At 68.1% G+C, this 23,357-nt stretch carries 17 protein-coding genes; 8 read left to right on the top strand and 9 right to left on the bottom strand.

Features of this window, described 5'->3' with window-relative positions; translation table 11 throughout:
• Nucleotides 1-17 precede the first annotated feature (17 nt).
• From aroQ to cutA, 4 genes are all read right to left on the bottom strand, one after another.
• Entirely contained in the window at nucleotides 18-458 is a 441-nt protein-coding gene (gene aroQ / locus IB223_RS13820; RefSeq protein WP_192202275.1) for a type II 3-dehydroquinate dehydratase, read from the bottom strand.
• Nucleotides 459-670: 212 nt separating this feature from the next.
• Nucleotides 671-1,264, bottom strand: a complete 594-nt coding sequence (locus IB223_RS13815) for a TlpA disulfide reductase family protein (RefSeq protein WP_192202274.1) — start codon at nucleotides 1,262-1,264, stop codon at nucleotides 671-673.
• Nucleotides 1,261-3,555 carry a protein-disulfide reductase DsbD gene (locus IB223_RS13810; protein WP_192202273.1) on the bottom strand — a complete coding sequence of 765 codons (2,295 nt, stop codon included), beginning with the start codon at nucleotides 3,553-3,555 and terminating at the stop codon, nucleotides 1,261-1,263. Before IB223_RS13810 ends, IB223_RS13815 begins: the two co-directional genes overlap by 4 nt.
• Nucleotides 3,556-3,568: 13 nt before the next feature.
• On the bottom strand, nucleotides 3,569-3,904 hold the full coding sequence (gene cutA / locus IB223_RS13805) for a divalent-cation tolerance protein CutA (RefSeq protein ID WP_192202272.1): 336 nt from the start codon (nucleotides 3,902-3,904) through the stop codon (nucleotides 3,569-3,571).
• Nucleotides 3,905-4,108: 204 nt separating this feature from the next.
• Here cutA and IB223_RS13800 point away from each other — a divergent pair, with 204 nt between their 5' ends.
• The 3 genes from IB223_RS13800 (at nucleotide 4,109) to IB223_RS13790 (ending at nucleotide 9,283) form a co-directional block, all read left to right on the top strand.
• Nucleotides 4,109-4,402 carry a co-chaperone GroES gene (locus tag IB223_RS13800; protein ID WP_142126167.1) on the top strand — a complete coding sequence of 98 codons (294 nt, stop codon included), beginning with the start codon at nucleotides 4,109-4,111 and terminating at the stop codon, nucleotides 4,400-4,402.
• 101 nt (nucleotides 4,403-4,503) lie between these two features.
• A complete protein-coding gene (gene groL / locus IB223_RS13795) occupies nucleotides 4,504-6,144 on the top strand; it encodes a chaperonin GroEL (RefSeq protein ID WP_142126166.1) in 1,641 nt (546 codons plus the stop codon).
• 214 nt (nucleotides 6,145-6,358) lie between these two features.
• On the top strand, nucleotides 6,359-9,283 hold the full coding sequence (locus IB223_RS13790) for a TonB-dependent receptor (RefSeq protein ID WP_192202440.1): 2,925 nt from the start codon (nucleotides 6,359-6,361) through the stop codon (nucleotides 9,281-9,283).
• Between the two features lie 203 nt (nucleotides 9,284-9,486).
• Here the strand turns inward: IB223_RS13790 and IB223_RS13785 are convergent, their stop codons facing one another.
• From IB223_RS13785 to IB223_RS13765, 5 genes are all read right to left on the bottom strand, one after another.
• Complete coding sequence (locus IB223_RS13785) at nucleotides 9,487-10,287, bottom strand: helix-turn-helix transcriptional regulator (protein WP_192202271.1); 801 nt, start codon at nucleotides 10,285-10,287, stop codon at nucleotides 9,487-9,489.
• Between the two features lie 94 nt (nucleotides 10,288-10,381).
• Complete coding sequence (locus tag IB223_RS13780) at nucleotides 10,382-11,365, bottom strand: alpha/beta hydrolase (RefSeq protein ID WP_192202270.1); 984 nt, start codon at nucleotides 11,363-11,365, stop codon at nucleotides 10,382-10,384.
• A gap of 90 nt (nucleotides 11,366-11,455) precedes the next feature.
• The gene (locus IB223_RS13775; protein WP_192202269.1) at nucleotides 11,456-14,089 is read right to left on the bottom strand and encodes a tetratricopeptide repeat protein; all 2,634 of its coding nucleotides are present in this window, start codon (nucleotides 14,087-14,089) and stop codon (nucleotides 11,456-11,458) included.
• A gap of 70 nt (nucleotides 14,090-14,159) precedes the next feature.
• Nucleotides 14,160-14,684, bottom strand: a complete 525-nt coding sequence (locus IB223_RS13770) for an ECF-type sigma factor (RefSeq protein WP_093301688.1) — start codon at nucleotides 14,682-14,684, stop codon at nucleotides 14,160-14,162.
• 122 nt (nucleotides 14,685-14,806) lie between these two features.
• Nucleotides 14,807-16,120 (bottom strand): aminotransferase class V-fold PLP-dependent enzyme, encoded by a 1,314-nt coding sequence (locus tag IB223_RS13765; protein ID WP_192202268.1) that lies wholly within the window; start codon nucleotides 16,118-16,120, stop codon nucleotides 14,807-14,809.
• Nucleotides 16,121-16,440: 320 nt separating this feature from the next.
• Here IB223_RS13765 and IB223_RS13760 point away from each other — a divergent pair, with 320 nt between their 5' ends.
• The 5 genes from IB223_RS13760 (at nucleotide 16,441) to lipA (ending at nucleotide 23,314) form a co-directional block, all read left to right on the top strand.
• Entirely contained in the window at nucleotides 16,441-17,517 is a 1,077-nt protein-coding gene (locus tag IB223_RS13760) for a 3-deoxy-7-phosphoheptulonate synthase (protein WP_192202267.1), read from the top strand.
• A 117-nt stretch (nucleotides 17,518-17,634) separates the two neighbouring features.
• Nucleotides 17,635-18,063 carry a DUF2141 domain-containing protein gene (locus tag IB223_RS13755; RefSeq protein ID WP_192202266.1) on the top strand — a complete coding sequence of 143 codons (429 nt, stop codon included), beginning with the start codon at nucleotides 17,635-17,637 and terminating at the stop codon, nucleotides 18,061-18,063.
• 11 nt (nucleotides 18,064-18,074) lie between these two features.
• On the top strand, nucleotides 18,075-19,592 hold the full coding sequence (locus tag IB223_RS13750; RefSeq protein ID WP_192202265.1) for a carotenoid oxygenase family protein: 1,518 nt from the start codon (nucleotides 18,075-18,077) through the stop codon (nucleotides 19,590-19,592).
• Between the two features lie 48 nt (nucleotides 19,593-19,640).
• Entirely contained in the window at nucleotides 19,641-21,815 is a 2,175-nt protein-coding gene (locus tag IB223_RS13745; RefSeq protein ID WP_192202264.1) for a hypothetical protein, read from the top strand.
• A 482-nt stretch (nucleotides 21,816-22,297) separates the two neighbouring features.
• Nucleotides 22,298-23,314: a lipoyl synthase gene (gene lipA, locus IB223_RS13740; RefSeq protein WP_192202263.1), complete on the top strand. Its 1,017-nt coding sequence runs from the start codon at nucleotides 22,298-22,300 to the stop codon at nucleotides 23,312-23,314.
• Nucleotides 23,315-23,357 lie beyond the last annotated feature (43 nt).

Here is a 23,357-nt window from a genome sequence, read left to right as displayed (position 1 = left end):
CGGGGAACAGAGGAAAGTCAGGCGGGCAGCCGCAGCAGGGCGGCGTCCAGCGCGTAGCGGTAGCTGTCCGCCCCGAAGCCGCAGACCACGCCGACCGCCTTGTCGCTGACGTAGCTGGTGTGGCGGAACGGTTCGCGGGTGTGCGGATTGGACAGGTGGACTTCGATGTAGGGCAGGGCCACGGCCGCCAGGGCATCGCGGATCGCGACCGAGGTGTGGGTGAAGGCGGCGGGGTTGATCAGGATGAAGGCGGTGCCGTCGGTGCGGGCCGCCTGGATGCGGTCGACCAGCGCGTGTTCTGCATTGGACTGGAACGTCGCGAGTTCATGCCTGGCGGCCTGCGCCTGTGCCGTCAGTGCCAGATCGATGTCGGCCAGCGTCGCATGGCCATAGACCTCCGGCTCACGGGTGCCGAGCAGGTTGAGGTTGGGGCCATGCAGGACCAGCAGCTTCGCCATCGACGCCTCCAGCGGAAGGGCGGCAGTCTGCTTGAAGCCGGCGATGCTGTCCAGTTCGCCGAAGTTTGCTTCGTTTTAAGCGATTGTTTGATTCTGGGGCGACCTATCTCGGATCAAGGACTTGCAAGGGGGCAGCAAACCGCGACGGCGCGCGTGCCGAACGGTGGTCACGCCACGATAGCAGCAGGTTCGATGAACTTCCTCCGCAGAACCTAGTCCACCCACCCACTGATCTCGCCATGCTGGAAGGGCCCGACCTTCTGCCGCTCGATCCTCCCGTCTGCCCCCACCAGCACGGTGTACGGCAGCACGCCCTTGGCGTTGCCGAGCCAGACGCTGGCGTCGGCCGGACCGGGCGTGTCCAGCACGATGGGATAGCCGACCGGCACGCGGGACAGGAAGTCCTGCACGCCCTCGGGCGTGTCCAGCGCCAGACCCACCACCTGGACGCCCCCGGTTCCCTGGGACGTGGCGAAGCGCTGCAATTCGGGCATCTCCTCGATGCAGGGCCCGCACCAGCTGGCCCAGACGTTGATCAACAGGCGCTTGCCCCGGTAGGCGGCCGCGAGATCGACGATCTTTCCATCCAGCCCCGGCAGCGCGATCGCCGGCATGGGATCGCCGATGCCGGCAGGGGTGACGCCTGCCGGAGGCTTGGGGGCGGTCGCATTCACCGCGGCGTGCAGGGCGCGCTCGCCGGGTCCGGTCCGCCACAGCGGGTTGCCGTTGAACCACAGGCTGGCCACCAGGCCCAGGCCGCCGGCGACGAGGGCGACGGCCAGGATGCGCGGCGTGGTGACCTTCATCGTGCCGCCCGTTCGAATGCCTGGCGCATCGTGTCGTGGGTCAGCACGGTGGGCAACACCTCGCCCTCGCCGCCGTTGCGCGGATACATCACGTACAGCGGTACGCCGACGGCCTTGTGCTGTTCGAGGAATGCGGTGATCGCAGGGTCCACGTTCGTCCAGTCGCCCGTCATCATCACGGCATCGTGCTCTGCCAGCAGGTCGCGGAATGCGTCAGTGTTCAGTACGGCCTTTTCGTTGGCCTTGCAGGTGACGCACCAGTCGGCGGTCATGTCGACGAACACGATGCGGCGTTCGGCACGCAACGCTGCCAGACGTTCCGCCGAATAGGTCACGTGGCCGTCGGCCGTCGGTGCCGCCGCAGCCTCCGCCGGCAACCGGTGCACCATCGCCAGCGGCACCAGTGCGGCGACAGTGAGCACCAGCGCCGACACTCGCTGCAACGGCGCTGCGGCGAAGCGCACACGCTGGAACCACCACAGCCCCAGTGCCAGCAGCACCAGGCCGGCGAGCGCCAGGCCGACCGCGTCGATGCCGCGCTGATTCCCCAATACCCACAGCAACCACACGGAGGTGAGGTACATCGGGAACGCGAGCACCTGCTTCAGTGTTTCCATCCAGGCGCCGGGCTTCGGCAGGCGATTGGCCAGCGCGGGCACGAAGCCGATCAGCAGGAACGGCAGCGCCAGCCCCAGTCCCAGCACCGCGAACACCAGCAGTGCCAGCGGTGTCGGCGCGGTGAAGGCGTACGCCAGCGCGACGCCCATGAACGGTGCGGTGCACGGGCTGGCGACCACCACCGCCAGCACACCGGTGAAGAAATCGCCCGCCGCGCCGCTGCGCGACGCCAAGCCGTGCCCGGCGCCCGCCAGCCGATGGCCGATGGCGAACACGCCCGACAGGCTCAGGCCGACGGCGAACATCACATAGGCGAGCAGCCCGACTACCCACGGCTGCTGCAACTGGAATCCCCAGCCCAGCGCCTGGCCAGCCGCGCGCAAGGCAATCGCCAGCGCACCGACCGCCACGAAACTGACCAGCACGCCGGCGGTGTACCAGAGCGCGCTGCGGCGCGCCTGTCCGCCGCTGCGTCCGCTGTCGGCCAGTGACAGCGCTTTCAGCGACAGGATGGGCAGCACGCAGGGCATCAGGTTGAGGATCAATCCGCCGAACAGGGCCAGCGCCAGCGCCGCGAGCAGGGATGTGGCGCCGCGCTGGTTGCGTGCCAAAACCTCTTCGGGAGGACGGGTGCGTTCCACGTCGGCTGCGATGGGTGCGGCCGTCGCGGGCGTATCCGCGGCGCTGACGGTCGCATCGTCCGGTATCGCCGTTGCCGGCAGCGGTGCGACGGCGGCGGGTGCGGGCACGTCGGGCGTGCTGGCCGGCGTGGCCGCGCCGGCCGGGATCGACAGCGTCACCCGTCGCGTCATCGGCGGGTAGCAGATGCCGTCGGTCTGGCAGCCCTGGAAGGTCACGCGCAGCGTGGCCTGCACGGCCTTGGCGTGCTCCCTGCGCAGCGGCACCGGCACTTCGGCCTGCTCGAAGTAGACCGTGACATCGCCGAAGTGCTCATCGCGGTGGGCCTTGCCGGCCGGCCAGCGTGGTGCCTGCAGGGAGACGCCGGCGGCGCTTTCCAGCGCCATCGAGGTACGGTCGCGGTAGACGTAATAGCCGCGTGCCGGCGTGAAGCGCAGCAGCAGCTCGTTGCCGTTGAAGGCGATCGCTTCGAAGCCGAACGCTTGTTCGGCCGGCAGCGGCAGGGCGTCCATTCCCGCCTGCGGTCTCTGCCCCAGCAGTCCACCCGTCAGCGCACCCGCACCGAGCGGTACGAACGCCTCGCCCGCAGCCGCCGGCAGCGCGACCTTCACTGTGCGCGTCTGCGGTGGGTAGCAGATGCCGGCGTCGGCGCAGCCCTGATACTTGATCTTCAAGGTAATGCTGTCGGCGTCGGGCGCAGGCTGGCCGGGCAGGGTGGCGATCAGTTCGCCACGATACGTTTCGACGTCCCCGAAGAATTCGTCGCGATACGCCTTGCCCTTGGGCAGCTGCAGCGGCTGCGCCGCGAAGCCGGCGCCCGCCTCCACGCTGGTGCGGTGGCGATAGAGGTAGTAGCCGTCTGTGATCTTCCAGCGGATCTCGATACGGTCCCGCGCCGGTGCAGTGGCCGTCAGCACGAACGCCTCGTCCACCGGCAGCAGGTCGTCCTGGGTGATCGCCGCCGATGCAGCGGGTGCCACCACGGCGAGCAGGGATACGGCCAGGAAGGCGAACAGCGTGCGGATCAGCGTCATCGGGTCTGGGTCTTCAACTCGAGGGGGCGCCATCGGCCCGGGTTTCAGCGGCGACCCACGCCAGGTAGGCGGGCAGGCCGGCGGCGGTTTCGACCGCCAGGATCTCCGGCAGTTCATACGGGTGCAGTTCGGCCAGCCGCGCCATCAGGGCGTCGCGCCGGTCGGCGGGGGTCTTGGCCAGCAGCTGGACCTCGCTGGCCTGTTCCACCTGGCCCTGCCAGCGATAGGTCGACACCATGCCGGGCAGCACGCTGACGCAGGCGGCCAGGCGCTCGTCCACCAGCGCCCGTGCCAACCGCTGGGCGGTGTCGGCGTCGGGACAGGTCGACAGGATCAGGAAGACGGGCATGGGGCATCGATTATCGCAGACCCGGTCCGGGCGCCCCTGCGACCAATATGTGCACCCACCCCTTGAAACCGCGCCGGGCACCCCGATATCCCTCGCATCCCGGCCCTGTCGGGTTTTTGTGCCCCTGGCGTTGGCAGTCTCCCGTGGGGAGTGCTAACATCGCCGCCCCTTTCCCAGTCCAATCAATCACTTAAGAGGATTGACATGAGCAATATCAAGCCGCTGTACGACCGCCTGGTGGTCAAGCCGATCGAAGCCGAAGAAACCTCCGTCGGCGGCATCATCATCCCCGACGCCGCGAAGGAAAAGCCCACCAAGGGTGAAGTCGTCGCCGTCGGCGAAGGCAAGTTCATCGACGCCACCGGCGGCGTGCGCGCCCCGAAGGTGAAGGTCGGCGACAAGGTGATCTACGGCCAGTACTCGGGTTCGCCCTACAAGTACGAAGGCGTCGAGTACAAGATCATCAAGGAAGACGACGTCCTCGCGATCCTCGGCTGATCGCGCGTGGCGGCTCCGCGCCGCCGCCCACGTCACCGCATTTCTCCTGATGGCGGGCCTGCCCGCCTCACGAACCACACTCAATACTCCTGGAGTTGCACATGGCAGCCAAAGATATCCGTTTCGGTGAAGACGCCCGTACGCGCATGGTGCGCGGCGTGAACATCCTCGCCAATGCCGTCAAGGCCACCCTCGGCCCGAAGGGCCGCAACGTCGTACTCGAGAAGAGCTTCGGCGCCCCCACCATCACCAAGGACGGCGTGTCCGTCGCCAAGGAAATCGAACTGGCCGACAAGTTCGAGAACATGGGCGCGCAGATGGTCAAGGAAGTCGCTTCCAAGACCTCCGACAATGCCGGTGACGGCACCACCACCGCCACCGTGTTGGCGCAGGCGTTCATCCGCGAAGGCTCCAAGGCCGTCGCCGCCGGCATGAACCCGATGGACCTGAAGCGCGGCATCGACCAGGCCGTGAAGGCTGCCGTCGAAGAGCTGAAGAAGCTCTCCAAGCCCACCGCCGACGACAAGGCCATCGCCCAGGTCGGCACCATCTCGGCCAACTCCGACAGCAACATCGGCGACATCATCGCCGAGGCCATGAAGAAGGTCGGCAAGGAAGGCGTGATCACGGTTGAAGAAGGCTCCGGCCTGGAGAACGAACTCGACGTCGTCGAGGGCATGCAGTTCGACCGCGGCTACCTGTCGCCGTACTTCATCAACAACCAGCAGTCGCAGCAGGTCGAATTCGACGACCCCTTTATCCTGATCCACGACAAGAAGGTCTCCAACGTCCGCGAACTGCTGCCGGTGCTGGAAGGCGTCGCCAAGGCCGGCAAGCCGCTGCTGATCGTGGCCGAAGAAGTGGAAGGCGAAGCGCTGGCCACGCTGGTGGTCAACACCATCCGTGGCATCGTGAAGGTCGCCGCCGTCAAGGCGCCGGGCTTCGGTGACCGCCGCAAGGCCATCCTGGAAGACATCGCCACGCTGACCAACGGCACGGTGATCTCCGAGGAAGTCGGCCTGCAGCTGGAGAAGGCCACCATCAACGACCTGGGTCGTGCGAAGAAGGTCGTGATCTCGAAGGAGAACACCACCATCATCGACGGCGCCGGCGATGCCGAGCGCATCCAGTCGCGCATCAAGCAGATCAAGGCGCAGATCGAAGAGACCTCGTCGGACTACGACCGCGAGAAGCTGCAGGAACGCGTGGCCAAGCTGGCCGGCGGCGTGGCCGTGATCAAGGTCGGTGCCTCGACCGAGATCGAAATGAAGGAAAAGAAGGCCCGCGTCGAAGACGCCCTGCACGCCACGCGTGCGGCGGTGGAAGAAGGCGTGGTCCCGGGTGGCGGCGTCGCGCTGATCCGCGCGCTGCAGACCATCGGCAACCTGAAGGGCGCCAACGAAGACCAGAACCACGGCATCCAGATCGCCCTGCGCGCGATGGAAGCCCCGCTGCGCGAGATCGTCACCAACGCCGGTGAAGAGCCGTCGGTGATCGTCAACCGCGTCAAGGACGGTTCGGGCAACTTCGGCTACAACGCCGCCAACGGCGAGTTCGGCGACATGATCGAGTTCGGCATCCTGGACCCGACCAAGGTCACGCGCTCCGCGCTGCAGAACGCCGCTTCGATCGCGGGCCTGATGATCACCACCGAAGCGATGGTGGCCGAGGCTCCGAAGAAGGACGAGCCGGCGATGCCGGCCGGCGGTGGCATGGGCGGCATGGGCGGCATGGACTTCTAAGTCCCGCTTCCCGCGTCACCGTTCCAGGAAGGGCCCCGCAGCGATGCGGGGCCTTTTTTTTCCGCGATATGCGCACCGCGACACCGCAACAAGCGTTCCGGCAAAGCCGCGCGCGGGACACCTCTCTGCCGGACCGGCTCCGTAGCGTACGAACTTCGGTGCTTAACGATGTTTTCACCGAACACGACGCGAACGACAGCCATCGAGGAGAGGGATTCAGATGAAACGACATGCATTGCGCGACGCGATCCGCGTCGCCCTGGTCGCGTGCGCGGCCACCGCGGCGGCGGCGACGCACGCACAGGAGGCGCCGGTGTCGTCCGGCACGGCGCCCACCACACTGGACCGCATCCAGGTCACCGGTTCGCGCATCCGCCAGGTGGATGTGGAAACCGCCGCGCCGGTGCTGGTGATCTCGCGCGAAGAGATCCAGAAGCAGGGCTTCAATTCCGTCGCCGATATCCTGCAGAACATCACCAGCGCGGGCAGTCCGGCGGTGAGCCGCATCACGCCGCTTGCCGCGGGCGAGGCGGTGGGTGGTGCGTACATCGACCTGCGCAACCTCGGCCCCAACCGCACCCTGGTGCTGGTCAACGGGAAGCGGCTGGGCATCACCACCGGCGGCTTCCAGGACCTCTCGCAGATCCCGGCGGCGATGATCGAACGGATCGAAGTGCTGAAGGACGGCGCATCGACGCTGTATGGCTCCGATGCGATCGCCGGTGTCGTCAACCTCATCACCCGGCGCAACATGGACGGCATGCAGGCCAGCGTCTATGGCGGCCAATACTCGCAGGGCGACGGCCAGCGCACGGTACTGGACCTGATCGCCGGTTTCAGTGGCGACCGCGGTTCGGTGACCGTCGGCGCGGAGTACACGGAAGAAGATCCGGTGTGGGCCACCGATCGCTGGTTCTCCGCGAGCCGCTTCCCGATGGGCGAGGGCCGGGTACCGAGGCCGGGTGGTGAAAGCGGAACCACGCAGTACGGTCGCCTGATCGTCCCCGGGCGCGGCAACTTCACGCTCCGGCGCGAGACGCCCGGACTCGATCCACGCGACCTGGACAGCTACCGCGCGCTGGACGACACCGATTTCTCGCTGCCGGTCCAGCAGTCCACGCTATTGGCGGGCATCGAACGCAAGTCGGTGTTCGTCAATCTCGACCATGCGCTCAGTGACCGCATCCGCTTCGCCGGCGACATGCTCTACACCGACCGCGCCTCGTTCTCGCGCAATGCGGGCTATCCGTACTCGTCGCAGGCGTTCGATACGCCGATGTCGATCGACAGCTACTACAACCCCGTCGGCAACCAGAGCGGCGACGCGGATCCCACCGAAGTGCATTTCACCCGTCGCGGCTGGGAAGTGCCGCGCGAGAACCGGCTTTCGCTGACCACCTACCGCTTCAGCGGCACGCTGTCGGGCTACTTCGATCTGGCCGGCCGCAGTTGGGACTGGGATGTGGGCTATCTGTACAACCAGAACAAGGGCGTGCAGGTCGGCACCGGCAATCTCAACCTGGCCGCCGTGCGGATGGCGGTGGGCCCGTCGTTCCTCAACAGCCAGGGCGTGGTCCAGTGCGGCACGCCGGACAACCCGATTCCGCTGGGCACCAGCCAGGGCGAATGCACGCCATGGAACCCGCTGCTCCCGTTCGGGTACGGCGGCCCGGGTGACGGCTCGGCGACGGACCCGGCTGTCAGGCAGTTCATCTTCCCGGTCGGCCAAGCCGTCTCGATGACGAAGACGCAGGACTATTTCGCCAACATCACCGGCACGCTCGCGACGCTGCCGGCCGGCGACCTCGCGGTCGCGCTGGGCGTGGAGCACCGCAAGGAATACGGCGAATTCTCGCCCGACGCGTTGGCCCAGTCGGGCGGTTCCACCGATCTCGCGGCCGGGCCGACGGCGGGCGGCTACAGCCTCGACGAAATCTACGCCGAGGTGCAGGTGCCGCTGCTGTCCGAGGTGCCGCTGGCCCGCGAGCTGACGCTCAGTGCGGCGACGCGCTATTCGGATTACGACACCTTCGGCGACACCACCAACAGCAAGCTGGGCCTGAAATGGAAGCCCGTGGACTCGCTGCTCGTCCGCAGCACCTGGGCGGAGGGCTTCCGCGCGCCGGATGTCAGCAATCTGTACGGCGGCGCGTCGCAGACGTTCTCGTTCTACACGGATCCGTGCGACACCGCCTTCGGCGCCGCGCGCGGCAATGCGCGATGCCTGCAGGACGTGCCCGCCGACTTCCGCCAGCCCGCCAATGACGCCGACGGCATCGCGGATGGTCCCGGTACGCAGACCCCGATCCCCTTCGTATCGGGTTCGAATCCGGACCTTACCCCGGAAACGTCCGAATCGACGACGCTGGGCGTGGTGTTCAGTCCGTCGTTCGCGCCGGGGCTGAACGTGTCGCTGGACTGGTGGACGATCCGCATCGAGAACACCATCGTGGCCGACACCGAGACCCAGGTGCTGGACGATTGCTACCTGCGGGGGATCGAGGCGCGTTGCAACGCATCGACGGGCTCGCGCTTCGAACGTGATGCGGCCACCGGCGAGATCCTTTCGTTCACCACTACGCCGATCAACGTGGGCCATGTCGAGACCGAGGGTTTCGATTTCGATGTCAACTACCGCCGTACGACACCGTGGGGCATCTTCAGTGCCAGCTGGCTGAGCACGTACATCAGCAAGCTCGAACTGAAGACCGACGACCTGGAGGACAATCCACCGCAGCAGTTGAATGGCATCGCGACGAGCATAGGCAGCAACTTCCGCATCCGCTCCAACCTCAATCTGGGCTGGGAGCACGGGGCATGGGGCGTGTCCTGGGGGATGCGGTACTACGCGGGGGTGAAGGAGCGCTGCGTCTTCGACGACATCTGCAGCCTGCCGAACTACCGCGCGCCCTGGACGGGCGGCGAGATACTGCGGATGCACGAGCGACCTTCCACGACCTTCCACGACGTGCAGGTCCGCTACCAGGCGCCCTGGAACGCGACGATCTCGTTCGGGGCCAACAACGTGTTCGAGCGCTATGGGCCGCCGATGTACTCGCAGCCTAGCTCGGGCTACTCGTATTACGGTGGTTACGACATCGGACGGTTCGTCTACCTGAAGTACCAGCAGAAGTTCTGAGCCGTCCGCAGCGGTCCAGCCGGCCGCGTCCACGAGGACGCGGCCTTTCCACGTGCGAAAAAAATGCGCACTGGGGAGAGAGACCCGGTGCGCAGTCGTGTGCGATACATGTTGTGCCGCCCGTGTTGCGCGATGCGCGCGGGTGGCGGTGTCCGCCGTCGTGATGTGCGGATACGCCTGTCGCGATTCGGGATGGTGATGGCTCAGCGGGCGTCGCCCGCGGTACGGAAGCGGGTCGCGGTGACCCCCGTGGCGCGTTTGAACGAACGCGAGAACGCATGCCGACTCTCGTAGCCTACGCTCGCGGCGATCTCGCAGATCGCCAGCCGGCCATCCTGGATCAGCGCGCAGGCGCGCAGCAGGCGGGTCTGGGTGAGCAGGTCGTGGGGCGTCATTCCGAACACGTCACGGAACGAACGCAGGAAATGCGAGGGCGAGTAACGCGCAGCCTCGGCCAGGGTGCGAAGGTCGTGCGCATCGAAGGGGGCGTTGAGGATGCGGTTGCGCGCTGCCAGCAGGCGTGCCACGACCGCGCGCCGATGCCGTTCACTGCGACCGTAGGCGCGCTCCACCCAGTCCGCGGCGCGTGCCTGCGCGTTGCGCGCTGCCAGCATCACGGCGGCCAGTTCGCGCCCCGATTCGCGGTCGCAAGGATGCGGTGCGCATCGCAGCAGTGCGGAGAGTCGCTGCAGCATCGGGCGGTCCATGGGCAGTACGGCGGGCAGCAGCAGTGGCGCCGCCAGGCCGCGATGCTCTGCAGGCTCGGACAGCGCCTGTGCCCAGTGGCTGGGCGCGTGCACGAGCACCCAGTCCGCGCCGGGCCCGGCGAGCAGGCGCCTGGGCACGTCGCCCGGCAGCGCCAGGAACCGGCGCCCGGCCAGCCGGAATACACCGTCGTCGGTCTCGACGTCCACCTCGCCGCGCAGCGCGATGACCAGCGTGCAGCCGTTGCACGCGGGCGGCGCGTGCATCCCGCGGCCACCGCGCAGGCAGAGACCCGTCATGGCGTCGCCAGCATCGTGGCCGGAACTCCTGCGCGCGTGGCGGAATCGCATGATGCAGGCAGGCGCCACGTCGTGGCGGCGCGCCGGCACCATGTCAGCTGAAGCCGTAAGGAAGATTGGGCGACGACACGACCTTGTCGCCGATCGCTTCGCCGTCCAGGAAACGCACGCAGTCGCGCAACACCGTCGGGTCGTTGAGGACGCCGTGGTGGCCGAGGTCGAGCGTGGTCAGCAGGCGCGCAGCAGTGAGGTGCCGGGCGAAACGCTCGCCTTCATCCCAGGGCACTTCGTCGTCGAGCAGATCGTGCACGACCAGCACCGGGATGCCGATGGCCGGCGCGATGCGGTGCGCCTGCAGCGCATCCAATCCTTGGCCAATGCGGGATTCGAGCAGCGCCAGGATGCGCGCGCCCACGCGCGGTCCCATGCCGGAACGATCCACGAAGCGCTGCAACGCCGCGCGCGGATCGGCCTGCGCGGAGACCAGGATCGCCCGCTTCGCGCGCAGGCCCTGGTGCAGCGCGAGCACCACCGACATGGCGCCGAGCGAATGGCCGATGACCGCGGCCGCTTCGCCGCAGCGGCGGCCGACCTCGAGCATGTCGCCCGCGGTTTCCAGCAAGGTGGACGTCTGCGTGGCTACCGTACGGCCCTCGCGGGCGAAGGCGACGACGGCGTACCCGTGCGCCGTCAGCGCGCGCACCCAGCCGGCCATCGCGTCACGGCCCGTCGCGTCAAGCGGCGGTAGCAGCACATACGGCTGCCGGTGCGGATCGCCCCAGGACACTACCTGCAAGCACCGGCCGCGCAACGCCAGTGTTTCACGGCGTTCCGGGCAGCCTTCTACATGTCGCGGACAGCCGGCGAAGCCAGTCTCGTCATCGAGTTGCAGCAACCCCCTGCGTGCGGCGTGGCGCGGTGCGAGCAGACCGATGAGACATTGCACCGCACGCGTCCACGGGTTGAAGGGGGTCGGAGGCCTGGGTTCGGTATCGCCGGCGCGTGGAGCGGCGTCGGACGGGGAGGGAACGTCGGTCAGCGGTTCAGCGGCGTGCGTGGCGTGGCGTGAAAGCAGCATGGAAGTCCGGTCTCTGCGTGAGGGTTCACAGAGACAAGCGCTTTCCTGCCGTGCTCACTGACACGTCCCGACGATGCGGGGCGAAACGATTCAGGGCGCGTTGGCCATCGTGACGAAGGAGGCGGTCGCCAACGCAATGCGGGCAGGATGGTTGGCAGGAATGTCCATGCGGTCCGCAAACGCCAGGCCCTCCCGGCGCGTGCGTGCGGCTGCCTCGGGACGCCCATTGCGCGCATGCAGCTGCGCCAGCGTGGCGTACCACGCGAGCAGGTCGTGCGGGAACGAGCGCGGACGGTCGCCGATCCGCAAGGCTTGATCGATCATGGCGATCGCCGCCGCATCCTCCCCCTGCCGCGCATGCGCAAGGGCGCGCACGTACAGGGCGTTCGCCGACAGATACGGCTCGTGTTGTGCGTCGACGCGCCGCTGCAGATCGATCGCGTGTTCCCGCAGGTCATGATCGAGGCCAGCCACCAACTGCAGGCGGAGGACGCGCAGTTCGGCGTCGAGACGCTGTTCGTGCGTGGCTGGCAGCACTCTGTCCAACTGGGCCCGCGCCTCATCGGCCAATGTGCGCGCACCGGTCAAGTCGCCGCGCAGTTCCTGGATGCGGGACAGCTTCGCCAGCGAGAACCCGATGCCCGGCGAGCGCTCGCGGCCGATCGCATGCTCGATGGCCATGGCTTCGCGCAGCAGCGGTTCGGCCTCGTTGAGGCGACCCAGCGCAAGGTGCACGCCGCCGAGATTGTGCACACGCGGCGCCAAGTCCGCGTTCGGTTCGCGATAGATGCGGCGCGCGATGCCGACGGCTTCACGGAGCGGAGCCTCGGCTTCCGCCATCTTTCCAACCGCCATCAGCGCGATGCCGTAGTTGCTGAGCCGTCGTGACGTCTCCGGATGTTCATTGCCGTACGCCGCGCGCGTCAACGCCAGGGCATGCCGTTGCCAGCGCACGGCCTGGTCAGTCTGGTGCGCGCGCGTGTACGCGGTACCCAGCGCGCCGTAGCTGCGGACCAGGCGGGGATCGCGTGGCGGCAGGCGTGCCTGCTGGATCGTGATGGCGGCCAAGTGGTCGGCGATGGCGGCCCGGTGCTCGTCCATCTCGCTGCGCACGATCGCGCGGCGGTGGTAGGTGAGGGAGGCGGCGAGCCCGTGTGGATCGACGCTGCGCTGGACCGCGAGCGCTTCGTTCAACAACGCGAGCGCCGCCGGATAGTCCTTCTCGCTGGACGCGAGTTGTCCCTGCTGGCTGAGCGCCATCCCGAGTGCGGCGTGGTCGCGCGGGGGCAGTGCGCGCGCGATGGCGACGGCGCGTGCCAGCAGCGGACGTGCGTCGTCGTAGCGGGACATCTCGTCGTAGATCCGTGCGATCACCACCAGCATCTCGACCTGCAACGCTGGCGAGGCCACCAGATCGGTGCGTGCGCGTTCGGCGCCGCGCTGCAGCAGCGTGGCGGTATCCGGCAGCGACGCGCGCGGCCCTTGGGGAACTTCATTCTCGAACAGCTGCACGAGCAGGTCCCGCACGGCATTCGCGCGCTGCGCTTCGTTGCGCGCACGCCACGCCTGCTCCTGCGCTTCGGCCGCGGCCACGCGCGCGGTGTGCGCCTGCCAGAGTGCAGCTGACAGGCTGGCGAGCACGGCGACCATCAGCATGGCCGCGACGGCGACGCCACCGCGATGGCGGCGGGCGAACAGGCGCATGCGATGGAGTGGCGACGGCGTCCGCGCGCGGACAGGCTCGTGGCGCAGGTGGTGTTCGAGATCCTCGGCCAGATCGCCTGCCGATGCATAGCGGCGGGCGGGCTCGGCCGCGGTAGCCTTCGACTGGATCGCGCCCAGATCGCCCTTCGGCAACGCATCGTGGCGCGCACTTTCATCGGGGCGCTCGCCGCTCAGCAACTCCCGCATCAGCACGCCCAGCGCGTACACGTCCGTGGCGGTGGTCACGGCAGCGCCGGTGTACTGCTCGGGTGCTGCGTACCCCGGCGTCAGTCCGATCGCAGTTGCGCCTTCGCCGTCGCCGGTGGCGTCGATCAGGCGCGCGACACCGAAATCCAGCAGCCGCGGCGAGCCTTCGGTCGTGACCAGGATGTTGGAGGGCTTGAGGTCGCAATGGACCACCAGTTGCCGGTGCGCAGCGTCCACCGCGCGGCAGACGTCGCACAGCAGCCGCAGTCGTGCAGTCCGGTCCAGGTTGCGGAGTTCCGCGTGACGGGTGATCGGTAGCCCGTCCACATGGTCCATGACGAGATAGGGCACGCCTTCGTCGGTGACGCCGCCGTCGATCAGGCGCGCGATGGCCGGATGCGTCAGCGCCGCCAGCGTCTGCCGTTCGCGGCGGAACAGCTGCTGCTGCAGTTCGGAATACGGTCCGCGCCGCAGCAGTTTGACCGCGACGCGTTGCTGGAAATCGACATCCTCGCGTTCGGCGAGGAACACGGTGGCCATGCCGCCCTGGCCCAGTGGACTGATCAGCCGGAAGGCGCCGATGCGCTCGCCGACCCACGCCTGCGGTGGGCGGATGTCTTCCGCCTTCAACGCCTCGATCAGCGCGGCGACGGGCGTATCGAGCAGGACGGGTTCGGTGCGTGCGTGGGCGGCGAGCAACGCCTCCAGGTGGCGGCGGTCGGTCGGGTCGGGGCAGTGCCGGTCCATCCAGTCGCGCCGCGCCTGCGGGGGCAGGTCCACGACCGCATCGAACGATTGGCGCAGGGAAGGCATGGCGTGTGTCTGCGGGAAAGGGTCTGCCACCAAGCGACTTTCGGGGCCGGACCCTGACACGCTGGCGCGCTTACGCGGCCAGCTGGGCGCCGAGGAACGCCCTGGCGTATTGCCAGTCGCGGTAGACGGTGCGCACGCTCAGTTCGCAGAGCTCGGCGATGCGTTCCAGCGGCAGGCCGGCGAAGTAGTGCAGTTCAACGACTTCGGCGGCACGCGCATCGTCCAGCGCGAGGCGGCGCAGCGCCTGGTCCAGTTCCAATGCGTGTTGCGGATCGATCGTCACCTGGCCGGCCAGCGTGTCGCGATAGTCGGTGCGACGCAGGTCGCCACCGTGTTTGATGCGTGCGCGTTCACGCGCGCGGTCGACCAGCATGTGCCGCATGGCGCGCGCCGCATACGCATAGAACTGCCGCGTATGGGTGAACTGGGGCTGCTGGTGGCTCATCTGCAGGTACAGCTCGTGCACGAGTGCCGTGGTGTCCAGCGTGGCGCCATCGCGGGGAAATCGTTGCTTGTGCGCCAGCCGGCGCAGCTCTTGGTAAACCTCGCCGAACATGTCGTCCAGCGGGCGGGGGGAAGCGTCGTTCGGGGGCATGACGATCCGGATATGGCGAAGGGGACAACGGGTCGTCGCCTTGCAACGACCGGCATCAGGAACCAACGCGCAAATCCCGGCGCACGGGCCACCGTCCGGCGGATACCGATCGTCGGGCGCGTTCAGCCCGCGATCGCACGCACCGCGCGCACCGCCTCGTCGACCTCCGCAGGCGTGTTGACCAGACTCGGTGCCAGTCGCGCGTAGCTCACGGCGTAAGGGCTGGTGCTGGCGATGATGCGTCGCGCGAGCAACTGCTTGACGATGTCGTTGGGCCGCACACCCTCGATTTCGAACGCGACCAGCCCCGCCGACAACGCTGCGGAGCGAGGCGTGTGCACGTTCACCTTTGGCAGATCGGCCAGGCCCTGCTTCAGTTGATCGTTCAGCCCGGTGATGCGCGCCGCCACGCGCTGGCGCCCCATCTGCCCGTGCATGCGGAACGCGGCCGCCAGCGCCCACTGGTGCTCGAAGGCGTGGAACCCGCCGGGCGTCATCCGCGCGGCATTGCACGGGCCGGCCGGTGCCCGGTCTTTGGTCCAGGCGACATAGCTCTCGAGTTCGGTGAAGTTGGGTACCAACGGCTGCAGGCGTGCCCAGTTCGCGGCGTTCGCCCACACGATGCCGGTGCCGCGCGGCCCGAACATCCACTTGTGCGTGCCGGCGCAGAAGTAGTCGGCGCCCATCTCGGCGATGGTCTCGTCCGCGGCGCCCAGGCCATGCACGCCATCGACAACCAGCCATGGGGCCTGCGGCAGGCTGCGCAGCATCGCGCTGATCTCGCGGATCGGCAGACGGATGCCGGTGCTGGAATGCACCCACGTCACGCCCACCACCTTCGTCTGCGGGCGGATGGCCGCTTTCAGGTTGCCGACGATCTCGTCCACGCTGGCGTCGCGCGATGTCCGGAACAGGGCCACCTTGCGCATCGACGCACCGCAGCGCGCCGTCGCAAGCCGGATCGATTCATGGTGCGAATAATGGTCGTGCACCGTGGTCAGTACCTCGTCGCCGGCTTTCAGCGGCAGGCCGTGATAGACCAGGGCCAGGCCTTCGGTGGTGCTTCGCGTCGTGCAGACATCCTCGCCTCGACCACCCAGGTACTCGGCCACCTGTGCGCAGACGTGCAGCGGAAGATTGTGCGCGTCGTCCTCGAACATCGAGCGTTCCACGAACAGGAACGGGTTGGCGTCCATCGCGCGCCGGTAGCCTTCCAGCGCCTCGCGCACCGGTGCCGGATGACTGGCGATGAAGAACGAGGCGAAGTGGCGGTACGCCGGGTCCAGCGCGAACTGCGCGCGTACCGATTCCCAGGTGGAGAGGTCGGGCAGGGCGGGGGTCTGCGCCGTCACTGCCGCCAGCAGGCGCCCGGGCAGCAACGTGGCGGCGGCGAGCGCGGCGGGCGCCGCGAACAACTGTCGGCGGGTCAGTTCCATGGAACACCTGCGCGGGTGTCGTCCTCGAAGCGGACATGCTGGCAAACGCGGCGCCCGTCGCCGGGCGGCCACCGCAGGTGGGCGGCGGGTCCGCGTTAACACGCCCCACGTTGCAGATGAAACATTCGCCATCGCCGGCATGGCGTGTTATCTCTAGCCGTGAATGAACACCACCCGTGCCCGCTTCTGGTTTTGGTATTACGGCTTTCCGATGCCAGCGGCGGAGGCGAGGTTGCATTCATTCTAGGCAAGACACCAGAAGAATCCCCTTGAAGCCGCCAGCCACCCTGGCGGCTTTTTTGTTGACCCGGAGAAACCCGATGGCCCCCCATACCGACGACCTGCGCATCCGCAAACTCGATGAGCTGGTGACGCCCGCCGCCGTGATCGGCGAACTGCCTTGCGACGACGCGGTGTCGCAGACCGTGTCCGATGCACGCGGCGCGCTGCACGACATCCTGCATGGCCGCGATGATCGCGTCATCGTGGTGATCGGTCCCTGCTCGATCCACGATCCTGCCTCCGCGATGGAGTACGCGAGCCGGCTGAAGCCGTTGCGCGACACGCTGGCCGGCGAACTGGAGATCGTCATGCGCGTCTATTTCGAAAAGCCGCGCACCACCGTCGGCTGGAAGGGGCTGATCAACGACCCGGCGCTGGACGGCAGCTTCGACATCAACCGCGGCCTGCGCCTGGCGCGCAGGCTGCTGCGCGACATCAACGCGCTGGGGTTGCCAGCGGGGTGCGAATACCTGGACACCATCTCGCCGCAGTACATCAGCGACCTGGTGGCATGGGGTGCGATCGGGGCGCGCACCACCGAAAGCCAGGTGCATCGCGAGATGGCCAGCGGGCTGTCGTGCCCTGTCGGGTTCAAGAACGGCACCGACGGCAACGTGAAGATCGCGGTCGATGCGGTGGGTGCGGCCTCGCATCCACATCATTTCCTGGCAGTGACCAAGGAAGGGCGTTCGGCGATCGCGGCCACGGCGGGCAATCCCGACTGCCACGTGATCCTGCGCGGCGGGAAGACGCCGAACTTCGACGCGGCCAGCATCGAGGCGGCGAGCCAGGTGCTGGCGAAGGCGGGCCTGCCGGCACGCCTGATGGTCGACGCCAGTCACGCCAACAGCGGCAAGAACCCGGACAACCAGCCTGCGGTCGTCGATGACATCGCCGCGCAGCTGCAGGCGGGCGAGCAGCGCATCGTCGGCGTGATGGTGGAGAGCCACCTGGCGGGTGGGCGCCAGGACCTGGTCGATGGCCAGCCGCTGACCTACGGGCAGAGCATCACCGATGGATGCCTGGGATGGGAGGCCTCCGTGCAGGTACTGGAAAGCCTCGCCATCGCCGTGCGCCGGCGACGTGCACAGCGCGAGGTATCCGCAGCAGCCTGAGTGCGGGCTCCCCGGAAGTGACTTCCGGCAGGTCGAAGAGATGACGGCTGGCAACTGACTGGTCGCAGGGCGGTGGCGACACTGGCAGCACGTTCCTGCCATGCACCGGAGTCCGCCATGCACCGTTCCGTCTGTCGTCCGCTCTGCCTCGTCGCGCTGCTGATCGCCACCCTCGCACCGGCGCAGGCCGCCGACCTCACCGTCACCCTGCGCGGGGTGCGCGCGCAGACAGGACTCATCAAGCTGGCGATCGTCGACAGCCAGGCCGGCTGGGACGGCCAGGCGCCCCCGGTGCAGGGCGATGGCGCGCCGCCGCGCGGCGACACCTCCACCTTCGTCTTCAAGGACCTGGAACCCGGCACATACGCCGTCATGGTCACCCACGACGAGAACGGCAACGGCAAGCTCGACAGCAACATGATCGGCATGCCGACCGAAGGCTACGGCTTCAGCAACAATCCGCGCGTGATGCGCAAGCCGACGTGGGACGAAGCCCGCTTCGACATCGGCGCGCAGGATGCCGCCATCGACATCGCGCTGCACTGAGGCGCGATGCCATGGACCGCCGCCGCTTCCTGCACAACCTCCTGTCCGGCGCCACCGCGCTGGCCGTCGCCCCCGCCTTGCTGCGTGGCCAGGACGCCTTGGCCGGCGATCCTGCCCGCTTCGCCGCCGGCTTGCGCGAACGCCCGTGGCTGGCCGGCTGGAAGTCGGTGCAGTCCGAAACCTTGGGCCCGGAAAACGTGCGGATCGAAGGACGGCTGCCGGCGGGCTTCGGTGGCACGCTGTACCGCAACGGTCCTGCATGGACCGAGCGTGCGGGGTTCCGCTACGAGCACTGGTTCGACGGCGACGGCATGGTCCACGGGTGGCGCTTCAACGGCGACGGCACGCTGACCCACCGTGCCCGCATGGTGGCCACGCCCAAGTTCACCCGCGAGCAGGAGGCAGGACGTTTCCTGTATCCCGTCGCCGGCACCTCCGTTCCGGACATGCAGCCGATCCGCAACAACGACGATGCGAACGCGGCCAACACCTCGGTGACGATGATCAACGGCCGCCTGTTCGCGCTATGCGAGGCGGGCTCGGCGTTCGAGCTCGATCCCGACCAGCTGGCCACGCTCGGGCCGGTGACCTGGCGTCACGACCTGGCGGCGATCCCGTTCTCGGCACATCCGCTGGTGGATCGCGACGGTTCGGTGTGGAATTTCGGCTCCATCTCGATGATGGGCGGCAATGGCCTGGTGGTGTGGCACATCGGCCGCGACGGTACGCTGGCGTCGGCCGACGTGCTGGAGACACCCGTGCCCGGCTATCTGCACAGTTTCGCGATGACCGATCGCCATCTGGTGTTCGTCCTGATCCCGTTCCGCTACCTGGACGGTGCCGGTGCGTTCTTCGAGCGCCTGCGCTTCCGGCAGGACCAGCCGCTGCGCATCGCCGTCGTGGACAAGCATGCGCCCGCGCAGGCGCGCTGGTTCGAAGCCGACTTCGCGGCGATCTATCACTTCGGCGATGCGTACGAGCGTGATGGCCGCATCGTGCTGCGCGCCGTGCAGCATCTGGACGTGGAGGAGGCGCGCTCGCCCTTGAAGGCGGCAATGAACGGTGACGGCGACGTGCATGGAGGAAACGGGCCCTTGCGTGAACTCGTGCTCGATCTGCGCCGTGGCGATGCCCGCTGGGAAGAGACGGGCATCGCGGGCATCGAGTTCCCCGTGTTCGATGCGCGCACGCGGTCTGCCGGTCCCGCGCGGCTGTATGCGCCCGTGCACGCGAGCGCTTCGGTTGCGCCGTATTTCAATGGCGTCGGCGCTTTCGATGTGGCGCGTGACCGGCGCCAGGTACACGACTACGGTCGCGATGTGCTGGTGGAAGAGCACCTGTTCGTGCCGCGTCCCGGCAGCACACGCCCCGACGACGGCTGGCTGGTCGGCACGCTGCTGGACGCCGCGCGTGGTCGCAGCGGCATCGCGGTGCTCGACGCGGGCCGCGTGGAAGCGGGTCCTGTTGCCCAGGCGTGGCTGCCATACACCGTGCCGCTGGGCTTCCATGGCCACTTCGCCGCCGCTTGATCCCATGCGGCTGTTCTTGCCGGGACGTGGATGCGGCATTCTGTGCGGATGGAAAGGACATCCCGTCGCGGCACCCCCCTGCGCTGGCTGCGGCGAGGGCTGCTGGCCCTCGTCGCCCTCTATGCGCTCTATCTGCTCGCAGGCAACGTGTTCCTCAACACGGCACTGGGCGAAGCCACCCTGAACCGCAAACCGGAACGTTTCCGGATGCAATGGGCGTCCGGCAGTACCTGGTGGCCGGGGCGGGTCAGCCTGACCGATGTCACCCTCCAGGGTCAGGCGCGGCGCATCGCCTGGGACGCACGCGCCACGCGCGTGGAGGGCCGCATCGCGCTGTGGCCGCTGCTTTCGCGACGGCTGCATGTGCCCGAGGTGCGCGCGGACCAGGTCCATGGCGGGGTCCGGCGTGTGGCACGCGAGTTGGCGCCGCCACCGCCGCGCGCGGGCGGTTGGGAGCTCCAGTTCGACCGCATCGCCAGCGATTCGGTCCGCCGTGGCGCGTTCGATGCATGGGTGCTCGAAGGCGAAGGCCGCGCGCAGGTCGGGTTCTACAAGCAGTTGCGCGGTGGACCGATGGAGCTGATGCCGTCGACATTCGACATGACCGGCGCACGGGTGACGCGCGAGGGCGCCGAGGTGCTGCGCGAGACGACCCTGCATGCCGGGTTCGCCCTTGATCGCCATCGGCGCGAGCAGGCCGCCGGGCTCGACAAGCTGCTCAAGACGCGGTTGGACCTGCGGCTTGGCGGCCGCACCTCAGGATTGAATGTGGCCGTCAGTCCGCGCGGAGAGGTCGCGGTCAAGCTGGTGCCGGGCGAGGGCAGGGCGGACATCGCCCTGGCCTTCGAGCGTGGCCTGCTCGCACCGGGCGGCCGTGCGCAATGGACGATGGCCGTCGCCGGCAACGACATCGCGGGCGCCGCGCGCCACGACATCCTGGGCATCGATGTGGCCGTGGACCAGGACATCGCGATCAAGGCGACCGTGCCGCCGCAGGCCGACGGCAGGCTGGCGGTGGAGGCGGATATGCGCCTGCGTGGCCGACGCGTGCCTTTGCGCGACTTCGCCAGTGTCCTGCCGCGCGCATCCGGACATGTGGCCGGGACCTGGCATTTCGATTCGCTGCGCTGGTTGTCCGGGCTTTTCCCGCAGGCGCCATGGCTGAAGCTCGACGGCGCCGGTGCGATCAGTGCCGATGTGCAGGTGGTGGATGGCAGGCTCGCGCCCGGCAGTCGCATCGAGGTGCCGGGCGTGGACGCGGTCGTCGACGTGATGGGCAACCGCATCCGTGGGCGCGCCCGCGCGGACATCCGGCTTGATGCCGGCGCTGGCGGCGAGCTGCTGCCTCGGCTCAAGGCGGTGATGGAAACGTTCGACGTCGCGGCAGTGAAAGCGCCGGGCAAGCCGTACGTGCGCGGGCGCAACCTGCGCCTGTCGGTGAATGCGGACGATGGCACGCGCATGCGCGAGACGCTGAAGGCGCGCGTGGTGTTCGACGATGCCACGGTGCCAGACCTGCGCGTCTACAACCCGTTCCTGCCGCGGCGTCACATGCGGTTCGACGGCGGTGCCGGCTACCTCAGTGGTGACCTGTCGCTGGATGCCGCCGGTGAGGTGGGGCGGGGTTCGCTGCGTATCGCCGGGCGGGGCACGCGCATGTTCCTTGCCGGCATCCAGCTTCGGGGCGATGTCGATCTGGCGTTGCGCCTGCGCCGGGCCGACCTGAAGCGCCATCTGTTCGTGGCCGACGGCAGCACGCTGCAGGTACGCAACGTCAGCTTCCGCGAACCCGACGGCGGGACCCGCACGGGGTGGTGGGCCCGCGCGACGCTGGGGCGCGCGCGGCTGGACATCGATCGTCCGCTCAGCGCGGGCGGACTTGCCGACGTGACGATGAAGGACGTGGGCTTCCTGCTGGCCCTGTTCTCCCGCAAGAAGGAGTACCCGGCCTGGGTCTACCGACTGATCGATGCAGGCCAGGCGCGTGTCGATGGACGCGTGCAGTGGCAGGACGACGTGCTGGTGCTGGATCGCCTGCAGGCGCGCAACGACCGTTACGAAATGCGGGCACGGATGCGGCTGCAGGGTGCCCGGCGGCAGGGCGATCTCTACGCCAAGTGGCGGGCGTTGAGCGTCGGCGTGGAGTTGCAGGATACCCAGCGCAAGTTCCACCTCGTACGTGCCGGGGCCTGGTACGACGGCCGCCCCCACTACCTGGAATAGCCAGGTGTGCGCAGTCATTGCGCGTCTGGAAACGGCGTCACCTGTTCAGGTAAATGCAGTGAAGAACGTAACCGGGATTCCGGTCGGGTGCCCCCGAATTGGTCTGGTATCGGTAACATGCAGCAGGGGCGCGGGTTTGGCGCACGTTCATATTTGTGACTCGATGCAGGCGTGCGCTGAACCGTCCGGTTCTGTTTTGCAGTGCAGCGTGCAAGACGCGTAACGGACCCTTCACGATGGCCCCGCATCCCGACGTGGGGGAGGGAGCAAGCCCGCAGTGGCCTAGCCATTGCGGGCTTTTTTATGCCTGCAGCAACAGGAGTGGAAGCCCGGGATCCCTTGCGCGAATCCCGGTAAATGACCGGACCGCCGTCGTGCCCCGTCCTGACTCAGGGGGCTTTACCCCGCAGCATTCCAGCGCGGCGTGGTGCAAGACCTTTGTCGACCGCAGAGCCCCAGGCGAAAGCGGCTAGAATTGGCCCATGGCCGATACCCCCGCACGCGTGATTCCGCTCCAGGTCGTCAGTTCTTCGCCTGCTCCCCTGGAGACAGGCGCCAAACAGCTGGGGGGCGACAAGATCGGGCGTTCGCCGGTGCAGTTCGCGGATGCGCCGGTACTGCGCAAGCCGTCCTGGATCCGGGTGCGCATTCCCTCCGACGGGTCGGTGGCCAAGCTGAAGGCCAAGCTGCGCGAGAACCGTCTGGTCACCGTCTGCGAAGAAGCCAGCTGCCCGAACATCCATGAGTGCTTCGGCCACGGCACGGCCACCTTCATGATCCTGGGCGAGGTCTGCACGCGGCGCTGCTCGTTCTGCGACGTCGCCCACGGCCGCCCGAAGCCGCCGGACGCGTCCGAACCGCTGAGCCTTGCCCACACCGTCGCCGACATGGGCCTGAAGTACGTGGTGGTGACCAGCGTGGATCGCGACGACCTGCGCGACGGCGGTGCCCAGCATTTCGTCGACTGCATCGCCGCCATCCGCGAACACTCGCCCGCCACCCGCATCGAGATCCTGACCCCGGACTTCCGCGGCAAGGGTCGCATGGACCGCGCGCTGGAGATCCTGGCGGTCAATCCGCCGGACGTGTTCAACCACAACATCGAAACCGTGCCGGACCTGTACCCGAATGTCCGCCCCGGTGCCGACTACCAGTGGTCGCTGACGTTGCTGCAGCGGTTCAAGCAGCAGCACCCGCACCTGCCCACCAAGTCCGGCATCATGCTGGGCCTGGGCGAAGCCATGGAGCAGGTGCAGGCCACGCTGCGCGACCTGCGCGCGCACGACGTGGACATGGTGACCATTGGCCAGTACCTGCAGCCCACGGCCCACCACCACCCGGTGCTGCGCTACTGGACCCCGGAAGAGTTCAAGGAACTGGAGCTCTACGGCAACGCGCTGGGCTTCAGCCACGTGGCGTCCGGCCCGCTGGTGCGTTCGTCCTATCACGCCGACCAGCAGGCGGCGCAGGCGGCCCACGCCGCCCAACACGCGGGCTGAATCCCGTTCCCGAACCGTGACGCCGGACCACCCCGTCGGCGTC

It is taken from the genome of Pseudoxanthomonas sp. PXM03 (assembly GCF_014852005.1).
In the GTDB taxonomy this organism is placed as follows: Bacteria; Pseudomonadota; Gammaproteobacteria; order Xanthomonadales; family Xanthomonadaceae; genus Pseudoxanthomonas_A.
The sequence above is the reverse complement of the archived record's forward strand: the minus strand, read 5'-3'. Positions and strand labels throughout refer to the sequence as shown.

What these genes read in the sequence shown, in the direction of transcription:
- IB223_RS13800 (WP_142126167.1), top strand. Translation starts at nt 4,109, where the DNA reads ATGAGCAATATCAAGCCGCTGTACGACCGCCTGGTGGTCAAGCCGATC.
- IB223_RS13745 (WP_192202264.1), top strand. Translation starts at nt 19,641, where the DNA reads ATGGAAAGGACATCCCGTCGCGGCACCCCCCTGCGCTGGCTGCGGCGA.
- aroQ (WP_192202275.1), bottom strand. Translation starts at nt 458, where the DNA reads ATGGCGAAGCTGCTGGTCCTGCATGGCCCCAACCTCAACCTGCTCGGC.
- IB223_RS13760 (WP_192202267.1), top strand. Translation starts at nt 16,441, where the DNA reads ATGGCCCCCCATACCGACGACCTGCGCATCCGCAAACTCGATGAGCTG.
- IB223_RS13815 (WP_192202274.1), bottom strand. Translation starts at nt 1,264, where the DNA reads ATGAAGGTCACCACGCCGCGCATCCTGGCCGTCGCCCTCGTCGCCGGC.
- IB223_RS13810 (WP_192202273.1), bottom strand. Translation starts at nt 3,555, where the DNA reads ATGACGCTGATCCGCACGCTGTTCGCCTTCCTGGCCGTATCCCTGCTC.
- IB223_RS13755 (WP_192202266.1), top strand. Translation starts at nt 17,635, where the DNA reads ATGCACCGTTCCGTCTGTCGTCCGCTCTGCCTCGTCGCGCTGCTGATC.
- IB223_RS13750 (WP_192202265.1), top strand. Translation starts at nt 18,075, where the DNA reads ATGGACCGCCGCCGCTTCCTGCACAACCTCCTGTCCGGCGCCACCGCG.
- lipA (WP_192202263.1), top strand. Translation starts at nt 22,298, where the DNA reads ATGGCCGATACCCCCGCACGCGTGATTCCGCTCCAGGTCGTCAGTTCT.
- IB223_RS13785 (WP_192202271.1), bottom strand. Translation starts at nt 10,287, where the DNA reads ATGACGGGTCTCTGCCTGCGCGGTGGCCGCGGGATGCACGCGCCGCCC.
- IB223_RS13770 (WP_093301688.1), bottom strand. Translation starts at nt 14,684, where the DNA reads ATGCCCCCGAACGACGCTTCCCCCCGCCCGCTGGACGACATGTTCGGC.
- IB223_RS13780 (WP_192202270.1), bottom strand. Translation starts at nt 11,365, where the DNA reads ATGCTGCTTTCACGCCACGCCACGCACGCCGCTGAACCGCTGACCGAC.
- groL (WP_142126166.1), top strand. Translation starts at nt 4,504, where the DNA reads ATGGCAGCCAAAGATATCCGTTTCGGTGAAGACGCCCGTACGCGCATG.
- IB223_RS13775 (WP_192202269.1), bottom strand. Translation starts at nt 14,089, where the DNA reads ATGCCTTCCCTGCGCCAATCGTTCGATGCGGTCGTGGACCTGCCCCCG.
- IB223_RS13765 (WP_192202268.1), bottom strand. Translation starts at nt 16,120, where the DNA reads ATGGAACTGACCCGCCGACAGTTGTTCGCGGCGCCCGCCGCGCTCGCC.
- cutA (WP_192202272.1), bottom strand. Translation starts at nt 3,904, where the DNA reads ATGCCCGTCTTCCTGATCCTGTCGACCTGTCCCGACGCCGACACCGCC.